General features: G+C 52.3%; 18 protein-coding genes. 6 read left to right on the top strand and 12 right to left on the bottom strand.

Annotated elements, in window-relative coordinates; translation table 11 throughout:
• Positions 1-12: 12 nt before the first annotated feature.
• Complete coding sequence (locus HUF18_RS19830) at positions 13-231, top strand: helix-turn-helix domain-containing protein (RefSeq protein WP_225691113.1); 219 nt, start codon at positions 13-15, stop codon at positions 229-231.
• Positions 221-952, top strand: a complete 732-nt coding sequence (locus HUF18_RS03150; protein WP_225691112.1) for a type II restriction endonuclease — start codon at positions 221-223, stop codon at positions 950-952. Before HUF18_RS19830 ends, HUF18_RS03150 begins: the two co-directional genes overlap by 11 nt.
• A 1,340-nt stretch (positions 953-2,292) precedes the next feature.
• On the opposite strand, the gene ubiB is transcribed toward HUF18_RS03150, so the two are convergent.
• The 3 genes from ubiB to ubiE are packed head-to-tail and all read right to left on the bottom strand — an operon-like array spanning position 2,293 to position 5,436.
• Entirely contained in the window at positions 2,293-3,945 is a 1,653-nt protein-coding gene (ubiB, locus tag HUF18_RS03145) for a ubiquinone biosynthesis regulatory protein kinase UbiB (RefSeq protein WP_225691111.1), read from the bottom strand.
• Between the two features lie 7 nt (positions 3,946-3,952).
• Positions 3,953-4,687: a ubiquinone biosynthesis accessory factor UbiJ gene (locus tag HUF18_RS03140; RefSeq protein ID WP_225691110.1), complete on the bottom strand. Its 735-nt coding sequence runs from the start codon at positions 4,685-4,687 to the stop codon at positions 3,953-3,955.
• A complete protein-coding gene (ubiE, locus tag HUF18_RS03135; RefSeq protein ID WP_186435840.1) occupies positions 4,687-5,436 on the bottom strand; it encodes a bifunctional demethylmenaquinone methyltransferase/2-methoxy-6-polyprenyl-1,4-benzoquinol methylase UbiE in 750 nt (249 codons plus the stop codon). Before ubiE ends, HUF18_RS03140 begins: the two co-directional genes overlap by 1 nt.
• 210 nt (positions 5,437-5,646) lie before the next feature.
• Between ubiE and HUF18_RS03130 the strand changes: the two genes are divergently transcribed.
• Positions 5,647-6,387, top strand: coding sequence for a substrate-binding periplasmic protein (locus HUF18_RS03130; RefSeq protein ID WP_225691109.1), 741 nt, complete (start codon positions 5,647-5,649; stop codon positions 6,385-6,387).
• Between the two features lie 150 nt (positions 6,388-6,537).
• Positions 6,538-6,795 carry a DUF1145 domain-containing protein gene (locus HUF18_RS03125; protein ID WP_225691108.1) on the top strand — a complete coding sequence of 86 codons (258 nt, stop codon included), beginning with the start codon at positions 6,538-6,540 and terminating at the stop codon, positions 6,793-6,795.
• A 103-nt stretch (positions 6,796-6,898) separates the two neighbouring features.
• Here the strand turns inward: HUF18_RS03125 and HUF18_RS03120 are convergent, their stop codons facing one another.
• The 4 genes from HUF18_RS03120 to HUF18_RS03105 all read right to left on the bottom strand — a co-directional run bounded on the left by HUF18_RS03120 (position 6,899) and on the right by HUF18_RS03105 (position 12,857).
• Positions 6,899-7,762, bottom strand: a complete 864-nt coding sequence (locus HUF18_RS03120) for an alpha/beta fold hydrolase (protein ID WP_225691107.1) — start codon at positions 7,760-7,762, stop codon at positions 6,899-6,901.
• Between the two features lie 10 nt (positions 7,763-7,772).
• Positions 7,773-9,128, bottom strand: a complete 1,356-nt coding sequence (locus HUF18_RS03115; protein ID WP_225691106.1) for a DUF1302 family protein — start codon at positions 9,126-9,128, stop codon at positions 7,773-7,775.
• Positions 9,129-12,368: an outer membrane lipoprotein-sorting protein gene (locus HUF18_RS03110; protein ID WP_225691105.1), complete on the bottom strand. Its 3,240-nt coding sequence runs from the start codon at positions 12,366-12,368 to the stop codon at positions 9,129-9,131.
• Between the two features lie 69 nt (positions 12,369-12,437).
• Entirely contained in the window at positions 12,438-12,857 is a 420-nt protein-coding gene (locus HUF18_RS03105) for a MarR family winged helix-turn-helix transcriptional regulator (protein WP_225691104.1), read from the bottom strand.
• A gap of 181 nt (positions 12,858-13,038) precedes the next feature.
• Between HUF18_RS03105 and HUF18_RS03100 the strand changes: the two genes are divergently transcribed.
• Complete coding sequence (locus HUF18_RS03100) at positions 13,039-13,644, top strand: outer membrane beta-barrel protein (RefSeq protein WP_225691103.1); 606 nt, start codon at positions 13,039-13,041, stop codon at positions 13,642-13,644.
• Between the two features lie 69 nt (positions 13,645-13,713).
• Here the strand turns inward: HUF18_RS03100 and eat are convergent, their stop codons facing one another.
• From eat to HUF18_RS03085, 3 genes are read right to left on the bottom strand one after another with little or no spacing between them, the layout of a single operon-like run.
• Entirely contained in the window at positions 13,714-15,144 is a 1,431-nt protein-coding gene (eat, locus tag HUF18_RS03095; RefSeq protein WP_225691102.1) for an ethanolamine permease, read from the bottom strand.
• Positions 15,145-15,198: 54 nt separating this feature from the next.
• On the bottom strand, positions 15,199-16,152 hold the full coding sequence (eutC, locus tag HUF18_RS03090; RefSeq protein ID WP_225691101.1) for an ethanolamine ammonia-lyase subunit EutC: 954 nt from the start codon (positions 16,150-16,152) through the stop codon (positions 15,199-15,201).
• Complete coding sequence (locus tag HUF18_RS03085) at positions 16,145-17,572, bottom strand: ethanolamine ammonia-lyase subunit EutB (protein ID WP_225691100.1); 1,428 nt, start codon at positions 17,570-17,572, stop codon at positions 16,145-16,147. Before HUF18_RS03085 ends, eutC begins: the two co-directional genes overlap by 8 nt.
• Positions 17,573-17,857: 285 nt before the next feature.
• Here HUF18_RS03085 and HUF18_RS03080 point away from each other — a divergent pair, with 285 nt between their 5' ends.
• On the top strand, positions 17,858-18,826 hold the full coding sequence (locus HUF18_RS03080; RefSeq protein ID WP_225691099.1) for a helix-turn-helix domain-containing protein: 969 nt from the start codon (positions 17,858-17,860) through the stop codon (positions 18,824-18,826).
• A 7-nt stretch (positions 18,827-18,833) separates the two neighbouring features.
• On the opposite strand, the gene HUF18_RS03075 is transcribed toward HUF18_RS03080, so the two are convergent.
• Both HUF18_RS03075 and HUF18_RS03070 read right to left on the bottom strand, forming a co-directional pair.
• Positions 18,834-19,157, bottom strand: a complete 324-nt coding sequence (locus HUF18_RS03075) for a hypothetical protein (RefSeq protein ID WP_225691098.1) — start codon at positions 19,155-19,157, stop codon at positions 18,834-18,836.
• Between the two features lie 362 nt (positions 19,158-19,519).
• Entirely contained in the window at positions 19,520-19,747 is a 228-nt protein-coding gene (locus HUF18_RS03070) for a hypothetical protein (protein ID WP_225691097.1), read from the bottom strand.
• Positions 19,748-19,818: the final 71 nt, after the last annotated feature.

Here is a 19,818-nt window from a genome sequence, read left to right as displayed (position 1 = left end):
GGGGTAGCATCTTTGTACCACGAAATACTAAAAAGACTGCGTGTTAAGAAAGAGGTGACTCAGCATCAATTAGCTGATGTTCTTGGCCGCCCGCAATCGTTCGTTTCAAAGTATGAAAGCGGGGAGCGAAGGCTAGACGTTCTTGAGTTTATCCAAGTTTGTAAGGCTCTCGACGAGCCCCCCTCGGATGTCATCCAACTGATTGAAAAAGGAAGTAAACGTGGAATTTAAAAAGAAGTTTGATGAATTGTTGGCTGAATATGAGTCTGATTACAACATATGCGGTGTTATCTCGTCTGAAAAGAAAATTTACCCCATAGGTAGCGATACAAAAGTTTTAAGTACAATATTCGAGCTATTTTCAAGACCTATCATTCAGCAGTTCGCAGACGAGAATGGTTATACTTTGGTAGAACCAACTGTACAAAACCATTATCCAGATTTTACTTTGCAAAAATCCGATGAAGATAATGAAAAAATTGCAATTGATGTTAAAACTACTTACATAGATAAGCCTGAAAGCAAGTTTAAGTATACACTGGGCGGTTACACAAGTTTCATTAGGAACAACACTAAAAATATAGTGTATCCGTTCGATCAGTATAAAGAACACTGGGTTATGGGTTTCGTTTATACGAGAGTAGCTGTTAAAAAATCAGCCGAGCACAAAATTTATACTACAGATGAAATCTCTGAAATAGTCCTACCCTATAAGGATGTTAAGACTTTCTTCCAAGAAAAGTGGAAAATTTCTGGTGATAAAGCAGGATCAGGAAATACAACCAATATTGGAAGTATAAACGGAAGAATTGAAGATTTTATAGCAGGAAATGGTCCATTTTCTTCAGAAGAGGAATTTTTAGACTACTGGAGAAACTATGAGCGAACTGCAAAAGAAAGAAAGAAGAAATTTTCGGATATTTCAGGATACCGAGCATGGAAAAAGCGCTAGATAACTAACAGATTATTAGGATGTATGCTCATTTAAACATCTAAATTCTTACTCAGATTTTTAGTCGAACTCACTGCCGGACTGTAAAATTTTCCGATATTCTACTTCTTGTCAGGATGTGAACTTTACGTCCTGAGATCTTTTTTACGCTTTGCGTGTTATCAACGGTCTGAAAAGCTCAGGCTATTGATTATCCAGTGCTTTGCCAGCGGTCAGATCGTTCAATTGACTCTTGCATTCCGGGCACGCTGCCACCCGTCCTTGTAAACGCAAGGCTGGAATCGCGTGGTGTTATATCCGGAATGGTAAGCGGGGAAGGCGGTCGTTGGGCGTGTGTCCTTACGATATGCTGCATCCCTGCTTTGGTTCGAGAATACTGAAGATTGGGGATGGGTTCAATAATTGATAAAACTGGTTACAGGTGCAGGTGATGTTTTTCTGGCCGCTATGCGGGCTGGCTTTTTGGGCTGCCGCCCGGCCCTATGACCTCTTTGAGGGGTCTTACCCCTCACGCCGGTCGGGCAAACTCCCTGCTTCGCGCTGTGCAGGACTTCATCCGTTCTGAATAATCCTGCGGTCTAGGTAGCGCGAATAATGGGCCATCCATGGCCCTATTCGCTCGCCCGGCATCCTGCCGGGACGTACCGGCGCAGAATTATTCAAACCGGCGTCCTGCAGGCGCATAAAACCATAACGCGAAACCGCGCTTCAAAATGAACAACACGCAGTTTTCCAGACCACACAAAAACATGGAATGAAAACAGGATTCGCGTAACGATTAATGCGCCTGTGGGCCGCCGCAACGAACGATGATTTTTCTGATCCGCCGGGCATGGATGCCCGGCGAGCGCGCAGCGACAGGGACGTCGTACGGGCGCGTGGTCAGCAAAAACGAGAGAGTAAGGATTTACGGCCCACAAAGCGCGAAGCGGGGAGTTTGCCCGACCGGCGTGAGGGGTAAGACCCCTCAAAGAGGTCATAGGGCCGGGCGGCAGCCCAAAAAGCCGGTCCGCGCAGCGGCTACAACTCCGAGCACAATTATTTACTGAGCCAACGCGATAGGCACTACTACGCAGAGCGTAGTAGCGAGTTGAATCAACAAAGCGGCAGACGCTACTACGCAGAGCCTGGTAGCGAGCCGAGCCCGCGCAGCGGCTACAGAATAAAGCAGCCATCGCGGCTGAAAGCCGCTCCCACCGGTAGTAGCTCCCACAACATCATTTGAGGGTAAACAGAATCTTCTGATTCAGTCGTGGATAAGATCCACTCCTACAAGAATCGTCCACCGCCAGTGCCTGAATAAACCCGCCGGTTTATACCACACACACCAACCACCACCCTCAGGCGCGCAGCAACAACAATAACATCCCGGCACCCGCCAGACTCAGACCAACCACTTCCGGTAACCCGAGGGCAAAGGCCTGCCACCAGGTAAATAAACCGCTGCCAACGGCGAGGGTTGCCAGCGCCTGCTGGCGTTTCTGTGCTTTTTGTGCGGCCAGTTCCTGACGCAGGGCAACAATTTCTTTTTGCAGTGCCTGCTGGTTTTCGTCCATATGGTTCAGGCGGCTTAATGCGCCGTGCACCAGTCCGGGAATTTGCGGGGCTTTTTCAATCCAGCCCGGTAGCTGGCGTTTTAATTCTTTAAACGCGGCTTTAGGGCCAAAACGCTCGCGCATCCAGCGTTCTAAATAAGGCTTAGCGGTGCTCCATAAATCCAGCTGTGGATACAGCTGACGGCCAAGGCCTTCAATATTGAGCAGGGTTTTCTGCAGTAAAACCAGCTGCGGCTGCACTTCCATATTAAAGCGGCGCGCGGTGCTGAATAACTGAATCAGTACCTGACCAAAAGAAATTTCGGCCAGCGGTTTATCAAAAATCGGTTCGCACACGCTGCGGATAGCGGCAGAAAATTCGTGCACTTTGGTGGTGGCCGGTACCCAGCCGGAGTCGATATGCAGCTGCGCTACCTGATGATAATCCTGATTAAAAAATGCCAGCAGGTTCATCGCCAGATAATTCTGATCTTCTTCGGTCAGGCTGCCGACAATGCCGCAGTCGATGGCAATGTATTGCGGTGCCTGCGGGTTATTACGGGAGACGAAAATATTGCCCGGGTGCATGTCAGCATGAAAGAAGCTATCGCGGAATACCTGGGTGAAAAAGATTTCCACACCGCGCTCGGCCAGCAGTTTCATATTGGTGTTCTGCGCCTGCAGGGCGTCGATATCCGCTACCGGAATACCGTAAATACGTTCGCTGACCATTACCTTGCTGCGCGTGTATTCCCAGAATACTTCCGGCATATACAGCAATTCGGAGTTGGCGAAGTTGCGCTTCAGCTGGGTGGCATTGGAGGCTTCGATCTGTAAATTCAGTTCGCCGTAAATGGTGTGGCGGTAATCATCGACCACTTCCAGCGGTTTTAAGCGGCGGCCGTCTTCGGAATATTTCACCAGCAGGCGGGCCATGGTTTCCAGCAACTGCAGGTCGCGCTCGATGGTGTGCTCGATACCCGGGCGCACCACCTTAACAACCACTTCCCGACCGGCCTCGCCATTGGCATCGAATAAACGGGCTGCGTGTACCTGAGCAATAGAAGCGGAAGCCAGTGGCTCGGCAGAAAATTCGGCAAATAACGCACTGATTTTCTGCCCCAGCTGGTCTTCGATTAACGCCATGGCTTTATCGCTGGCGAAGGGCGGAACGTCGTCCTGCAGGCGTTTTAATTCTTTAACAATATCGTCGGGAATCAGATCCGGGCGGGTGGATAAAATCTGGCCGAATTTAATAAAAATCGGGCCTAAGGCTTCCAGCGCTAAACGCAGACGTTCGCCACGGTTAAGGCGCGAGGGCACCGGGTTTAAACGCCAGGGCGCGAGCCACAGGGCAATGCGCAACGACAGCGGCAGCTGTTCGGTCGGCACCAGACTGTCGAGCCGGTAGCGGGTGAAGACAAACAGAATTTTCCACAGACGCCAGAGGTTTGCCACGTCGATATTATTCCTTGGGCAGAGAAGGGGTGATCGTCGACTTGTTTGTCGAATCGTTCTGTTGCATGCGCGCTGCTAAACGCTGGGTGCGGGCTTCTAAACGGTCGGTCGCCAGACGCAGCTGGTCAACCTCGTCGGCAAATTGTGCCGCCAGCGGTTCCGGTGTCAGCAGTTGCGCTTCGTCTTCGAGATATTCTTTAACGGCATTGCGGTAAGCCGGTGCGCTGCTTTTGCCCCAGTTCAGTAAGCCGCGTAAACCTTTGCCCAGCTGATGGGCGAGCAGGCCGCCGGTCAGTGGTGTGATCAGGGCTTCCCAGTCGATATCGAGGTTTTGCGCAACGCGGGTCAGCGATAAGGCAAACTCGCTGTCGCCGTCCATATCAATGGCACTGCTGATCAGGGCGTGGGCTTTATCACTGGCGCGGGCGAGGGCAAAGAAATCGGCGGCGGAACCGCTGAGCGTGGCATCGGCGCTGTTCAGACCATCGGCGCTACTAAGACCATCAGCGCTACTCAGGCTACCGTTATCGCCAGTGGCGGGCACAAGGCTGAGCACAATGCCGTTATCGACGATGCGGATCAGCACCGGGTTTATGGCGTCGATGCGCACACACAGCAAGCGGCCCTGCTGGCGACTTAGCGAGTTTAATGCCGCCGGGTCGTAACGCAGCACATGATTAATGGCCGCCTCAAAGGGAACGCAGGCAGCCTGCAGTAACTCGGCCGGCAGCTTACTCAGCATCAGGGTTTGATTCCGCGGTGCAGGGCGACCACGCCGCTGGTCATATTGTGGAAGCTGCAACGCACCAGGCCGGCGTTTTCCATCATGCTTTTCAGGGTTTCCTGATCGGGGTGCATGCGGATGGATTCAGCCAGGTACTTGTAGCTTTCGGAATCGTTGGTCACCAGCTTGCCCATAAACGGCAGGGCGGTGAAGGAATACAGGTCGTAGGCTTTGCTCATCAGCGGGTTGGTCGGCTTGGAGAATTCCAGCACCAGCAGACGGCCGCCCGGCTTCAGCACGCGGGTCATGGAACGCAGTGCAGCATCTTTATCGGTAACGTTACGCAGACCGAAGGCGATGGTGATGACATCGAAGCTGTTGTCTTCAAACGGCAGACATTCGGCATTGGCCTGAACGTATTCGATATTGCCAACGTAGCCCTGATCGGTCAGACGGTCGCGGCCGACGTTAAGCATGGAAGAGTTGATATCGGCCAGAACCACTTTGCCCTGCGGGCCAACGATCTTGGCAAATTTCTTGGTCAGGTCGCCGGTTCCGCCAGCCAGGTCGAGTACCTGATCGCCCGGGCGTACGCCCGACATATCAATGGTGATGCGTTTCCACAGGCGGTGTACGCCGAACGACATCAGGTCGTTCATCAGGTCGTACTTGGCGGCCACCGAGTGGAATACATCGGCAACCATGGCCTGCTTCTGCTCGGTAGCGACGGTTTTGTAGCCAAAATGCGTGGTTTTTTCCTCGGACATGCGAATCTTCTCCCGCTGACGACCTGTAGATGGGCGGCCATTTTAACGGTGCAAGTCGTGAAAGTCTTGCGCTGTGTCGGCTTTTGGCCGCCGCCGGGTGCAGGGCCTGAGTTAAACTTAAAGAGTTATAACGCGGAGAAGCACGTGACAGAAAGTAAGCTGTTTACAGCAATAGGCCAGTGCGCAGGGCTGATGCTCTGTTGGCTAACCATGGCAGCGGGCTGCCTGGCGGCAGACGGCCTGCCACAATTGCGCATATCGGTGCCGGATGACGGCTATCCGCCTTATGTTGTGCTGCACGATGGTCAGCCACAGGGCTTACTGATAGAACCGCTGCGTAAGGCCGCACAGCGTGCCGGTATAGAGCTGGAGTTTGTGTACCTGCCAGAGCTGCGCTCTCAGCATATGCTCGACTCCGGCAAGATCGATGGCCGTATGGAATCCCCTTACTGGATCGAGCAGCCGGAGAACTATCTGTGGAGCGATCTGGTGGTGTGGCTGGAAGATGTGCTGGTGTACCGCAATGACCAGCCGTTTGATCTGGAGCAGGAAGACGGCCTGCTGGGTGGCGAAATCATCACTCATCTGGGTTATGCCTATCCGGCACTGCAGCCGGCCTTTGCCAACGGCAGCCTGATCCGGCTGGATAAACCCACCGAGCAGGACATGCTCAATACCTTGCTGATCAGTCAGGCGGAAAGCGCCCGCGCGCTGATTATCGGGCGCGATGTGGCACAGTGGTATGTGGCCAAACAGCCACAATTACAGGCATTACCACTGACCTTCTCCAAACGCGTATATGGCTGTGCGCCGATGGGTTTTCAGTTTGCCCGTAATGAGCGGGTTAAAGCGCTGTTGCAGCGGCTGAATAAAGAATTCCCGCCGCGCCCTAAGCAACACTGCCCGCGTATCACGCCATTAACGCTGACGGTTTCCCCGGCCGCTGAATAATTCTTCGTTTTTCTCTGGTGTAACAGGGTTGTGGCAGGGTTATCGCAGGCTGTCGCATTTTCACCTGTGCAAATGCGATGCGGCAGTGCAAGCTTGCGGCTTTGATAACGACAATAACAATGCATGAATGACGCATGCAGCGAGGTATCTATGTTTATTATGCTAAATAAAGTGGTCACTCTGGTGTTCTGGATTCTGGCTATTATGGCGGGAGTGCAGGGCTGGGGTGGTCTGCTGGGCTGGTTGCCAACCATTGCTATGGTTGTTGCGGGTGTTCATGTGCTGGAAGTGGCGTACTTCTGGATGGCGCTGAAGCATAAGAGCAGCAATCAGATTGCCGATGCGGTGCAGATATTTATTTTTGGTATTTTCCATATGCGCCGTTTTATTCAGACAGAAACTGCCTGAATAGAGCAGTACGCTGTTGCCTGCTGGCAGCGGAGTCAAAAGCCTGAACACCTGCGGTGTTCAGGCTTTTTATTGCCACGACAAATACCCGTTGAGTATCGTGTTACGGCACTATTTCTTCGCCGTGTTCTGTTTCGCTTTCCTGAATTAATTCATCGCTGAAAAACTGTTGAATGCGCGCGGCAATCATCGGGTCGCGGATGATTTTCCGGTGTCCCAGAGCGGGCGGTAAAAATACCTCGGCACTGCTCAGGTGCTGGCGGATTGCATGTACTGAAGCGCTGGGAATTTCAATATCATTCTGGGCATGAATTAATAATGTCACCGGGCTGCTCTGGCTGAGCAGATGGCCGCTGTGGAGTTCGCCAGCCGGACATCCGACTTCTGCTTCAATGCAGCGGATAAAATGTGCCGTGCTGGCGGCGGGCAGCCGCATAAAACGCGCAAACCCTTTTAATACGTCCAGCAGGCTGGCGGGTGAAGACACCAGTACGCAGCGTTCTGTCTGTACGCCCTGAGCAGAGGCAATTGCCAGTGCTGCTCCGCCCATTGAATGACCCAAAGCACCATAAAAAGGGCCGAAAGCAATATCGGCTTCGATAATGGCACGGGCAAATTCCATCGGGTTACTCTTATTGCCGCCTGATTGACCATGGCGTGGCGCATCCAGCGCGAACACATCGAACCCCTGTGCTACCAGAGCATTGGCGATAACTGCCATGTGCGTTGCCCGGCTTTCCCAGCCATGCATTAGTAAAATGCGTGGGCCGCTGTTAGCCCAGCGCAGAGCGCTGAGATGTCCGGCAAAATTCAGGCGCTGTGCCTGTTTTTCAGTGGCCAGTTCCCATTCTTTCAGTGGCAGTTGTCTGGGTGTTAAAAACATCCGGGCATGACGGCGGGCAACGGTTGCCGGCAGCAGATGGCCGAGGACTGAGTTCTGCATACGCAGCAGTGTAATCGGGTTCATGAGTTACTCCTTAAAATGCACTCTGCCAGCCAATTAAAAAGCGGCTGGATGATGAGAACTGACCGAATGGCCCGGCGCGGTTGCCAAAAAAATAATCGGCACCGCTCCATAAAGACCAGCGGTCGTTAAGCTGGTAACTGACTTTGCTGCGCAGCTGACCGTCGTTGTAATCGCGGTTAAGCAGAGCAAAAAAGCTCAGTTCCAGCGTGTCGTTGAGTAAGGTTTTTTTCAGCAGCAGGGTGTGACGGGTGCTGATTTCGCGGCGGATCATCTTCGGCCGGTAAGCAAGAATGCGGCTCTGGTAAAGCTGGTAACTGACAAACACATCCGCCGGGGCCTGATAATCCAGTGCGGTTACCGTCGCGAGCTCCGGGCTTTGGCTAATGCCGTTGTTTTGCAGATCGTCGCGCAGAAAAAATGCCCGGCTGATATGCCCGGCTTCAAGGCGCAGCACTACGCTGCTGAAGGCTGTGCTGGCGCTCAGGCCGAACAGGCGGCTGCGGCGGTACACGGCTTCGACATCGACCTGAATCGTGCTGCCGGTTGTGTTTAACCTGCGGTAAACAACGGGGGTGTCGTGGTAAAAATTAAAATAGCTGGCGCTGATATCCCAGCCACCGGCAAAGGCACTCCAGCGCAACCCATGCTCCCAGTCATTACCATCCGGGCGCCGGGTTGGCCGTTGATTAACCGCGACTCCGGCGACCGGTTGCGGAGCCAGCTCGGGGCTGGTAATAGCGAACGCGGTGCCTGGTTCTGCCAGCTCACTGAAGGTTAAGTCGGGAATAATTAACCATTGCAGAGACTGTTCATTGGGCAGAGGAATATGCGCATTAAACATCCAGGTAGCGATGCGCGAGTCTTCGGCATCGGGCAGATTAAATTCGCGCAGATCCTGCGGGTTAATAATATCCAGCACCCGCAGGCCATCGGCCTGACCCCAGACAACCTGTTGTTTACCACTGCGCAGAGACACGCCGTAGAAATACTGGTCAGCATAGGCTTCGGCAATATCAAAACGCACGTTATCCCATTGTGCCAGTGGCCCGCTGCTATGCAGGCTGCCCGCCGGATAATTATCTGTCCGGCTGGTTGGCTGCTCTGCGTACAGGGTGTCAGAAAAATCAGCACGCAGACGTGGCTGCAGATTAAACGACGTATCGGCCGTGCGGTATTGCCATTCACTTTGCAGCTGCACTTCCGCTTTGCTCAGTGCGGCCGGAGCATCGCTCCAGGCCAGTTCTGAACTTAGCTCTGAACTAAATCCAGAGCTGAAGTCGCTGTGCACGGCACTGCTCAGCAATATCAGGCTGAAAGCACCGGCGCTTAGCCGATATTGCTGTCGGAGCTGCTGCCGGATATTCATTTACAGCCCCCGGCGCAGGGTATTCTGGGTAAACAGGTGGTCGGCCACATCCTGTTGGTAATCGACGGCAGAAAAAATAAACAGCGAGCGGTGACCGCTGATATGGTTTTCGGCCAGCAGCTGATGCCGCGTCCAGATTCCGTCGATCATACGGATATCCGTTACCTGCACGGTTTTCAGCGGCACCTGTTTAATATCCAGATAGTCGCTTTTCACCACGATCCAGTTTTGCGGATCAATATAAAAGGTTACTTCGCCATACCCCAGTTCCTGAGCAATAGCAGCCGTTTTTGGGATGGCTTTTACCACCAGTTTTCCGTCATCGTCTGGCAGGCGTTGCAGCTGATAGTCGGCAATACTGATATGACCGTTCTGCTTAATATCTTCATAGGTAAAATCGGTACCCATAAAATAATCGCCCCGGTCGGATGCGGAAATCCGCCGCACCTTGCGCAGTGCCGGCAGGTACAGCCACTGATCATCTTCCTGATCTGCGGCGGCATAATCGAAGGTCAGAAAAGCGGTGTCTTTAACATTGGCCGGTGATTTATAAAAAAATACGGTCTTTTTATCGTCACCAAAATATTTGCGGTAAGACAGTGTTTCACGGCGCCGTTCTTTGCCGCGGCTGTCGGTCAGCAACATGCTCAGCTGGCTGCTGACGTGCTGGCCGTCATCCACCGCGTTTACCCGCTGTGCAATATCGTCGGCGCTGAGTGTTGCCAGTAATTCCGTATTAACAACTTCCGCTGCCTGCAACGGCTGGCTATGCAGGGCGCCATTTAAAGCTGTAGTACTGAGTCCTGTGGTTAGCAAAAATGCCAGAACTGTACTGCCAGTCACGTGTTTTTCTGCCGCTATCGCACTGGCTTCGGACGCCTTTTTTTCACCGAAAATAAAGGTCGGCTGCAGTAATACGATCAGTGCCGGCAGCAGCGTCATGGCGGCGATAAAACTCATACTCACCGATAACACGACAATGGTGCCGAAGTGAGTCAGTGGCACAACCTGAGAGCTGATCAGTACGCCAAAGCCAAAGGCAATCGCCAGATAATTAAACAGCAGCGCCCGGCCTGTGGAACGGAATAATTCGGTGAATAATCCGCTGCTTTTCAGTCCGTCTGCCACCAGGGTTTTCAGGCGTTCGAGGGTATGAATAGCAAAGTCGATACCCAGGCCAATGGCTACCGAGGCAAACATGGAAGTGCCTATACCAAGGTTAATCCCCAGCAATGCCATCGCCGCATAAACCGTAAGAATGGAACAGATTACCGGCAGGGTTGCGAGCAGACCGGCGGCCCAGGAACGGAATAATAACGCCGAGACCAGAAAGACACAGAGCAGCGAAATAACCACGCTGTAAAAATGGCTGACGCCCAGATCTTTAATCCAGTGGTAATTAACATTAACGCGACCACTGAGGCTGGCAGTAACCGGCTCATCCATAACGGCATTGTTAAAGTGCTGATCGATATATTGCTGCAGGGCTTCAACCACTGGTTTTGTGGCAATATAATCGGCACTGTCGAGATTCAGACGGATATTGGCCAGACGGTAGTCATAATCAATTTCTTCAGAAAAATCGGCAGGATCAGAACTGGCCGAGTAGAGCAGAAAATACTGCGCAATCAGATCGGCATCCTGCGGCAGACGGTAAGCATCGCTCTGACCTTCGTTCAGAGATTTATTCATCTGCTTTAAATAATCCACCACCGATGATGAACCATTTACATGCGGCAGGGTTTCCGCGTAGGCCTGCAGAGCTTCCATAGCATTCAGCACCTGTGGTGAAAAAATCCCTTCGTTACGGCTGCTGGTAATCACAATGTCCAGCGTATTGGTGCCTTCCAGATGCTGATTAATGACCTTGTCAGCCTGATAGATTGCTTCGCTGGGATGAAAGGTATTAATGCGGTTTTCGTTTACCTGAATCTGGGTGGCCAGCAGGGCGCCGCTGATGCTGAGCAGCGCAAATAATGACAGTGTGGCGCGTGGATGGCGTACACAGATTCCACCGAGATAAGTCATCAGGCGGGCAAAGGTATCCTGCTGACTGTTCTGTTCAAGGCGAATCCAGCGCTGGCTGACTCTGGGTTTCAGTAAGGTGATGCAAGCCGGTAAAACAAAGAGCGAATAAAACCAGGCAACCAGCACGCCGAAAGCGGTGAATAAACCAAAGTATTCAAAGGGTGGCATATAAGATGACGCGTACAGGCCAAGAAATCCGGCAATAGTGGTCAGCGACGTCAGCGTTACCGGGCGCGCCATAACGGCAACGGCTTCACGGATACAGGCCTGCAGCGACCAGTCCGGATGTCGTGCCTGCATTTCGTAATAGTGGCTGAAAATATGAATCGAATCGGCGACGGCCATACCAATTAAAATAACCGGCATAGCGTTGGTGATAACAAAAAAAGGCACACCGCAGTAAGCCATAAAACCGAGGGTCATCAGCACCGAGGCGGCAATCACCAGATTGCCCAGCAGGGCCGGTAATAAACGGCGGAATGCAACGATCAGCATAATGGTAATAATTAATCCGGCGAGCGGATTAAGGCGGCTGGCATCATGGTCGATATAGTGACCGAGATAGCCGAGAACGGCGCCTTCACCGGCAACATGGAGTTCGACACCTGCAGGCACCTGTGTCTGTTGCAGCAACTTATTGATGGCGTCGTAGGCGGTTTCAGCCTGGCTGTCATCGTACAATTCCAGCACGATCATACTCATCGCACCGTCGTCAGAAACCAGCATGCCGTGATACAGCGGAAAGTCTTCTATTGCCTGGCGCAGGGCCGCATCATGCTGAGTGCGTAAGTCATAGAATGGGGCAACATCCATCCCGTCGGCCGAGGCGCTGATATTATTTTCACTGGCCAGACTGATGGTCCGCGCCGTATTAATCATCGGCAGGGCATTTAACTGATCGGTCAGCTGCCCGATCAGATCGAGAGTCTGTTTGCGGTAAATACCTTCTGCCGAACGGTCATATATGGCAACGATCAGCGGGTCACTTAAACCAAAAATCTCCCGCACCTTATTTTTATACACCAGCGCCGGATTGTCGGCTTCGAGGAAGGCATCGGCGCGGGTGTCTTTATGCAGTTGTCCGAGGCCGGTTATCAGTAGTGCCATTAACAGAAAGCCGGCAAACAGAACGGTTTTCGGGTAATTAACTCCCGCCTGAATGCCACTTCTCACGACTGACAGCAGCCAGTGCTTTTCCCTGTAGGTATTCATAATTCGCCCTCAAATGAATGTATATGCATCTATATGTAAATGTATATGCATGCAAATGGCAAATTTTTTTTAGCTGCGCAGGGTGAGAATAGCGTCGGCGACCTGCAACAGCTGTGCAGAAAGCTCGTCACCAAGATGCTGGGAAATGCCGCTCTGTGCCTGTTTCCAGCGAATTTTTGCCTTATTAAACAAGGCTTTACCTTCGTCGGTCAGAGACACCAGAGTCACCCGGCCATCATCGGGGCTGGGATTGGTCTGAACATAGCCGCTGCGGATCAGCGGTTTCAGATTACGCGTCAGGGTGGTTTGCTGCAGCACCAGAACTTCCTGCAGTTCTTTCTGTGATGGGTTTTTCAGAATCGACAGCACACGCAGAACAGAGAACTGCGCAATGGTAATACCCAGATCGCGCAGGCTGTTGTCGTAGTAGCTGGTCAGAACCCGGTCGGCCTGGCGCAGCTTGAGGTTAAAGCAGGGAGTAATATTCATAAGAGTATCCGGCTGCAGAACACAGCAATCATAGCTCAGACAAGCAGGCTCTGTCAGCGCACTTTCGGCGCATGATCAGAGCTCCCCGGAAAAGAAGAAAACGGATAAAGACTTTCTATTTTCTGAAATATTCGTACCCTATGCTGCTTAAATCCAACAATGATGGACAGAGTACAAGGGAATGAAAAAAAGCCTGCTGACTTTATTACTGGCCTCGGCCACAACACTGGCGTATGCCGATACAGATTCTGCGGTTGACGCGGAAAGCACCACCGCAACAAAGCAAGGCTTAGGGTTCAGCTTCAGTGCTGACCTGATGGCGGGTGGTGATAAGTTGGCGGAGATGGAATACGAACGTGGCACTTCTGACGATATTAATGCCGGTGCCGGTATTAACCTTGGTGCCGGTGTGTATTACACCCTGAACCAGTTTCGTGCTGAAGCCCGCCTGAACTGGCTGAGTGATTCTGCCAATGGTCTGGATGACGACAACGATCCGGTTACCATTGAGTTTTCGACCTATCCACTGGATCTGATGCTGCACTACCAGCTGGGCAAGCACAGCCTGGGAGCTGGCCTGACGTATCATATGAATCCGAAACTGGATATGGACGGCACAGAGTATACCTTTGATTCACCGACCGGCAGTCTGATCGAATACCAGTACCACCTGAATCCGCGTTTTGCCATCAGTGCCAAATACCAGAGCATTGAATATTACTATCAGCCTGCTGATGCCACCTTTGATGGCTCAGGGCTGGGTATCGGAATTTCTTTCCAGCTTTAATCCTGCTTTTTGCAGATATAAAAAAACGCAGCCAATGGCTGCGTTTTTTTTATTTTCAGATGGTTGTTATTACACCGTCTGAGCGGTTGCAGAGTTTTCTGCGTTTTCTTCCGGGTATAAATCCGCTTCGGCCTGTTCCAGCATGGCGAATTCTTCTTCGGCGGTTTTGGCCACCAGATGGTTTTTGCTGTAGCCAAAATAATAGGCTGCACCAATCACAAAGAGGATCAGCGTGTAGAAGAAGGCGCGCGGGTCGAAGGCATACACACCGGTTAATGCAATCAGCGACAACAGCAGGGCAATACCGGAGGTAAATACACCACCCGGGGTTTTATACGGACGCACCAGCTCAGGCTGTTTAACGCGCAGCATAATATGGCTCAGTGCCATCAGGGCGTAAGACACGGTTGCGCCAACCACAGCCATGGCCAGCATCAGGTCGCCTTCACCGCTCAGGGAAGCAGCAAAACCCAGTACGCCAGGAACGATCAGGGCACGCGCCGGTACTTTACGTTCTGTGGTTACCGACAGGCTTTGTGGTAAATAGCCGGCACGCGACAGGGCAAATACCAGACGGCTGTAGCCGTAAATAATGGAGAAGAAGGATGCAATTAAACCGACCAGACCCAGTACGTTAACGACGGTAGCCAGTTGGCTGTTACCGGTTGCATTCAGGGCATCCACCAGAGGTACGGCACTTGCGCCCATTGCCTGTGCACCAGCCGCGCCCGGAATTAACAGCACAACCAGCAGGGCGGTAAACAGCAGGAAAACCATGGCGCCGATAATACCTTTAGGTACATCTTTGGCCGGGTCTTTGGATTCTTCGGCGGCCAGTGGTACACCTTCTACCGCCAGGAATAACCACATAGCAAAAGGCAGTGCAGCCCAAACACCGTACCAGCCCAGCGGCAGCATGGCAGAAGTGCCTTCGCTGGCAGCAATATCAAACAGGTTGGCGCTGTCAAAATTACCGATTAAAGCAACAGCGGTGGCAATAATGGCCAGCACGGCCAGACCGGAAATCACCATCATTACTTTTAATGCTTCGCCAACACCGGCCAAGTGAATACCGATAAAGACTAAATAAAAGGCGGCATACACCCAGGGGCCGTTAAAGCCGAGTAAAGCTTCAACCGCCGAACCGATAAATATCACAATCGCCGCCGGCGCCAGGGCGTATTCAATTAATACCGCAAGACCGGTTAAATAACCGCCGGCCGGGCCCATTGCCTGACGGGCAAAACTGTAACCGCCACCGGCAGCCGGAATAGCCGCCGACATTTCAGCCAGTGACAGCACCAGGGTAAAATACATCACCGCCATTAACAGTGCAGCGATGGCAAAACCACCCCAGCCTGCCTGAGCGATACCAAAGTTCCAGCCGGCAAAATCACCGGAAATTACATAAGAAACCCCGAGACCGGCGAGAAGAATCCAGCCGGCGGTGCCTTTTTTCAGTTGCCGTTTGGCAAGGTAGTCCTGATGGGATGTGGACATGGTATTACCTCATACGTTGAATAAATGGTGTTTTCTAAAACAGAAAAAATACAATCAGCCGAGCAGAAAGTTTTTCGTCTCTGCCGCGGGGGAAGAGGCGGGTTTTATTGTTGTATGCTCATCCGGAGAATCGGGCTGATGATCAATGGTCGCCGCTTGTGCGGTACTTTCTGACAGGCTGTCTGCGGGGCCGGTCAGCGAGCCGCTGCGGTCTTTAAGTTGTACGCCGGATAGTTGCAGCCGGCGTGATTCGCGCAGTAAATAACCGGCCTTATGGGCCGCTTCGCTGAAGTTCAGTCCTTCTGGCCGAACGTTGGAAATACAATTGCGGCGGGCATCGGTCAGACCGCGTACCGGTGCCCAGGTGAGATATAAACCGAGGCTGTCGGGTGAACTTAACCCCGGCCGTTCGCCAATTAATACCAGCACGATTCTGGCATTTAATAATTCACCGACATCATCACCGATAGCAACGCGGGCCTGCTCTACCAGTGTGATGGGGGCAAATTTCCACGCTTTCTTATCGTCCTGCAGCTCTTCGCATAAAGCCTGAATAAAAGGCACGGCGTTATGGGCAATCGCAGTGGCGGATAAACCGTCGGCGATGACCAGCGCCAGATCGAAGGGCTGTTCCGGCGTTTGTTGTTCCTGCTGCAGTAATACCCGTGATGCTTCATCCAGACGGCGGCCTAAATCGGGGCGCTGTAAATAGGTCATACGGTCAACCGCTTCGCTGTGCAGCTTTAGCGGTGGCTCGTCGCTTAACAGCGGATACTGTTCGGCCAGGGTTTCCAGCTGTTGCGTCAGCGCCGGAAAATCCAGCGGCGTATGCACGGCATCACGCGCCTGGGCATGGGCTAACTGAAACTCCAGCATTTCTTTGGTGGGCAGACTGATGCCGCTGCGTCCGAGGCCAATGCGCGCTGCGGTAAACTGGCGCAGGCGACGCCATGGGTTATCAACAACGCCGTTCCAGTCATCGTTATGGATATCTGGCTGATCAACCATTGGACACCTCCGATGCTGAATTACCGGCCGGTAATGTTTTTAATGACGCCGCAAACGCCGGTGGTAAAGCATCGTTTAAGCAGGCACCGGCGGCGTTGCTCATAATCTGATTTTTTTCCAGCCAGGCTTCGAATTCCGGCGATGGCCCAAGGCCAAGAACACGGCGTGCATATAGTGCGTCGTGGAATGAGGTGGTCTGATAATTGAGCATAATGTCGTCGGAGCCGGGAATGCCCATCACAAACGAACAACCGGCAGCGCCCAGTAAGGTCAGCAGGTTATCCATATCGTTCTGATCGGCTTCGGCGTGGTTGGTGTAGCAAACGTCACAGCCCATTGGCAGGCCGAGTAATTTGGCGCAGAAATGATCTTCCAGACCGGCGCGGATAATTTCTTTACCGTCGAATAAATATTCCGGGCCAATAAAACCCACCACGGTATTCACCAGCAGCGGATTAAATTTGCGCGCTACGGCATAGGCGCGGGTCTCGCAGGTTTGCTGATCCAGCCCGTGATGAGCATTGGCTGATAATGCGCTGCCCTGACCGGTTTCAAAATACATCACGTTATTGCCCACGGTGCCGCGCTGTAATGACAGTGCGGCCTGCTCGGCTTCGGCCAGTGTGGCTAAATTAAAACCAAAACTGGAGTTGGTGGCTTCGGTGCCACCAATCGACTGAAATACCAGATCGACCGGTGCACCCTGTTCGATGCATTCCAGCGTATTGGTGACATGGGTCAGTACACAGGACTGGGTTGGAATTTCGTATTTGCTGATGACCTCGTCCATTAATTTCATCAGCCGGGTGGCCTGGGCAACGTTGTCGGTGGCCGGGTTAATACCAATCACCGCATCGCCGCTGCCATACAGCAGACCATCGAGAATACTGGCGGCAATACCATTCATATCGTCGGTCGGATGATTCGGCTGCAGACGTGTCGCCAGACGCTTGGGTAAACCAATGGTGCTGCGGAAAGCGGTAATCACACGGCATTTTTGCGCGACCAGAATTAAATCCTGATTGCGCATGATTTTACTCACCGCCGCAGCCATTTCCGGCGTGATACCGTTGCGGATACTGGCCAGTATGTCACTGCTGGCCAGATCTGAAAGCAGCCAGTTACGGAAATCGCCCACGGTAAAATGGCTGATAGGTGCAAATGCCAGCGCATCGTGTTCGTCGATAATTAAACGGGTGACTTCATCCTGTTCATAAGGAATTAATACCTCGTTAAGAAAATTCTTCAGTGGCACCTCGGCCAGCGCCATCTGTGCCACGGCACGTTCTTCAGCGGAACGGGCAATCACCCCGGCCAGACGGTCGCCGGAGCGGGCAGGGGTTGCTCTGGCCATCAGGTCGGCCAGATTACGGAATTCGTAAGTCCTGCTACCCAGAGAGTAGCGATACGCTTTATGCATAGCGGTTTCCTGAAACAATGACGTGTTGCGGCGGGCAATAAGATGGGCCCGGCCGGAACAGATATTGCTGACGCAGATACTTCTGGCAGCCTTATCCTTTATGAACAACTCAGCGAATAGCGTTCCGGCGGCCTATCGAATTTTGGCAAATGTGGTTTTTGTTATTTAAATCAGCGGATTAATGATGGTAAAAGCTTATAGATCACGAGCTGGTAACACAGGACTATTGTGAAAGCGTCACCATTCTTCCCAGTCGCATCTGATAGTGCGCACAGTAATGTAGCGATGCAGCATGCAACCGCCCCCGATTGGTGCATAACCGAAGCAACCGATGCGGACGAGCACGCTCACAACCTGCGAGACTGGCAACAGGAATACGACCAGCTCAGCGACGGCGCTTTTTATGGCCGCATCGACGAACTGGCGCTGGAGCATTTGCAGGTATTCCGTGAACACACCAGCCAGGCGCTGCGCCAGCAGTGCAACGTCTGGCCGGATTCTGTCTGGCTGGGATTTGCCGCCGGCGAACAGGACTGCCGTATTAACGGCCAGGAAGTAGCCAGCAACGAATTAATGTGCCGGCCGGGAAACACCGGCTTTGAATTAGTAACACCGCAAAGCTTCGATATTTACGGCATCGTGGTCAGCCAGCAGGCGCTGACACAGTGTGCTGAGGCACAGGGCATTAACCTCGATGCGCGTTTATGGCAATCACCACGGCGCGGCTGGCAGGAACAAAAGCTCAACGCCCTGCGCTATGTATTACAGCGTTTACTGGCACCGAAGCACAGCGGTCTGGCCGGGCCATTACAGCAGGACATGCTGTTAATGGCCGTACTCGAAGTACTGCAACAACCAGACAACAACAGCAGTACGCTGCCGGCCTATGCACGGCGTAAAGCGGTGGTTGACCGGGTAAAAGATTTCCTCGCCGCTAACCCCAATGCACCGGTCACCATGACCGAACTGTGCGAATTAACGCATGTAAGCCGCCGCACCCTGCAATACAGTTTTGAAAGTATTCTGGGCATCAGCCCGTTACGTTATTTACGTGTATCGCGCTTAAATTCTGTACGTCGTGCACTGTCACAGCCCGATGCCATTCTCGATGTTGAACAGGACGACGTAACCGTGCAGCGCATTGCCAGCCACTGGGGCTTCTGGCACGCCGGCCAGTTTGCCCATGACTACAAACAACTGTTTGGTGAAAACCCGTCGGAGACATTAAAGCGCGGGTTTATGGGGAGGGGGTAGGTTTTAGTCAGGAAGCTGGCCCTTCAATACGTAGCCAGCCCTGTTGTTCACAGTAGTCTGCGAACTCCCGGTAATTTTCATTTATCCACATTTCATCCGGGTGATCATGAAAGCCCATAATGCCAACATTTCCATCACGGATTTCGAAGTTAATACATTCCCGGATTTCTTTTTGAGTAAGCTTTTCCTGATCTGAAAAATCAGTAATCAGATGCTTATTCATCAGAACTTTCGGGTCTTGAGAAACTTCGATCGCGCGCAAGCAAATGCTGCGGTAGTTTTTGGGAAGTACAGGGATAAGATTGAATGTAGGTTTTGGTTTTCGGAACATATTTTTAATCCCCTGACTCAGGCGGAATGGATCGATACCTGCACGCTTTAATTATTAAGATATGCTGATCCCGTAAATTAATCCCGATACTTTTTCAAAATAAGAAGGCGAAGGCTGGTACGAAGCAGAACTTCGCTATCCCTCGCTGGAAAACGAGCTTTACAGATTTGTTGACGGGACGATGCTGTACGGCATTCAGTTTAGAGTAAGTAAAAATGAGCGAATTCTGGTCGCGGATAAGATCCGCTCCTACATGGCAGAGCCTGATTCTGTATCCGATATTGCGTCTGACTTTATGCGCCTGAATGTATACGTCTGGGTCCGCTGCAACGCACGATGATTTTTCTGCTCCGCCGATATTGTTACGGAGTCAGTATTTGCCTTACCACCCACGGGTAGGTGATCAGCAGCAACAGCGCGATACTCAGATAGTTGCCATTGGCCGGGTTAAAGTCCCGGCCGATTTTTTCCCAGCTCAGTTTCATTACCCGTCGTCCAATCAGTACATCAAACAGCGCCATAAATGCCGCCAGTATGACACCGGCCAGCAACAGGCCTGCGGCAGAGTTCAGGCTGGTTTTGGGAATCATCCAGGCGCACAACAGGAACGCTAGGGCCTGTTAATACTAATTAAATCGGGCCTGTTATCGGCTAAAAATTC

It is taken from the genome of Thalassolituus sp. ST750PaO-4 (genome assembly GCF_020320405.1).
GTDB classification, from domain to species: Bacteria; Pseudomonadota; Gammaproteobacteria; order Pseudomonadales; family Oceanobacteraceae; genus Venatoribacter; species Venatoribacter alkanivorans.
This window is presented reverse-complemented; position numbering and strand designations above follow the sequence as displayed.

Excerpts from the sequence above, each read along its gene's own strand:
- eat (WP_225691102.1), bottom strand. The coding sequence starts at position 15,144 with ATGTCCACATCCCATCAGGACTACCTTGCCAAACGGCAACTGAAAAAA.
- HUF18_RS03110 (WP_225691105.1), bottom strand. The coding sequence starts at position 12,368 with ATGAATACCTACAGGGAAAAGCACTGGCTGCTGTCAGTCGTGAGAAGT.
- HUF18_RS03080 (WP_225691099.1), top strand. The coding sequence starts at position 17,858 with ATGCAGCATGCAACCGCCCCCGATTGGTGCATAACCGAAGCAACCGAT.
- HUF18_RS03120 (WP_225691107.1), bottom strand. The coding sequence starts at position 7,762 with ATGAACCCGATTACACTGCTGCGTATGCAGAACTCAGTCCTCGGCCAT.
- HUF18_RS03075 (WP_225691098.1), bottom strand. The coding sequence starts at position 19,157 with ATGTTCCGAAAACCAAAACCTACATTCAATCTTATCCCTGTACTTCCC.
- eutC (WP_225691101.1), bottom strand. The coding sequence starts at position 16,152 with ATGGTTGATCAGCCAGATATCCATAACGATGACTGGAACGGCGTTGTT.
- HUF18_RS03085 (WP_225691100.1), bottom strand. The coding sequence starts at position 17,572 with ATGCATAAAGCGTATCGCTACTCTCTGGGTAGCAGGACTTACGAATTC.
- HUF18_RS03070 (WP_225691097.1), bottom strand. The coding sequence starts at position 19,747 with ATGATTCCCAAAACCAGCCTGAACTCTGCCGCAGGCCTGTTGCTGGCC.
- HUF18_RS03130 (WP_225691109.1), top strand. The coding sequence starts at position 5,647 with ATGGCAGCGGGCTGCCTGGCGGCAGACGGCCTGCCACAATTGCGCATA.
- HUF18_RS03140 (WP_225691110.1), bottom strand. The coding sequence starts at position 4,687 with ATGCTGAGTAAGCTGCCGGCCGAGTTACTGCAGGCTGCCTGCGTTCCC.
- HUF18_RS03105 (WP_225691104.1), bottom strand. The coding sequence starts at position 12,857 with ATGAATATTACTCCCTGCTTTAACCTCAAGCTGCGCCAGGCCGACCGG.
- HUF18_RS03115 (WP_225691106.1), bottom strand. The coding sequence starts at position 9,128 with ATGAATATCCGGCAGCAGCTCCGACAGCAATATCGGCTAAGCGCCGGT.
- HUF18_RS03100 (WP_225691103.1), top strand. The coding sequence starts at position 13,039 with ATGAAAAAAAGCCTGCTGACTTTATTACTGGCCTCGGCCACAACACTG.
- HUF18_RS03125 (WP_225691108.1), top strand. The coding sequence starts at position 6,538 with ATGTTTATTATGCTAAATAAAGTGGTCACTCTGGTGTTCTGGATTCTG.
- ubiE (WP_186435840.1), bottom strand. The coding sequence starts at position 5,436 with ATGTCCGAGGAAAAAACCACGCATTTTGGCTACAAAACCGTCGCTACC.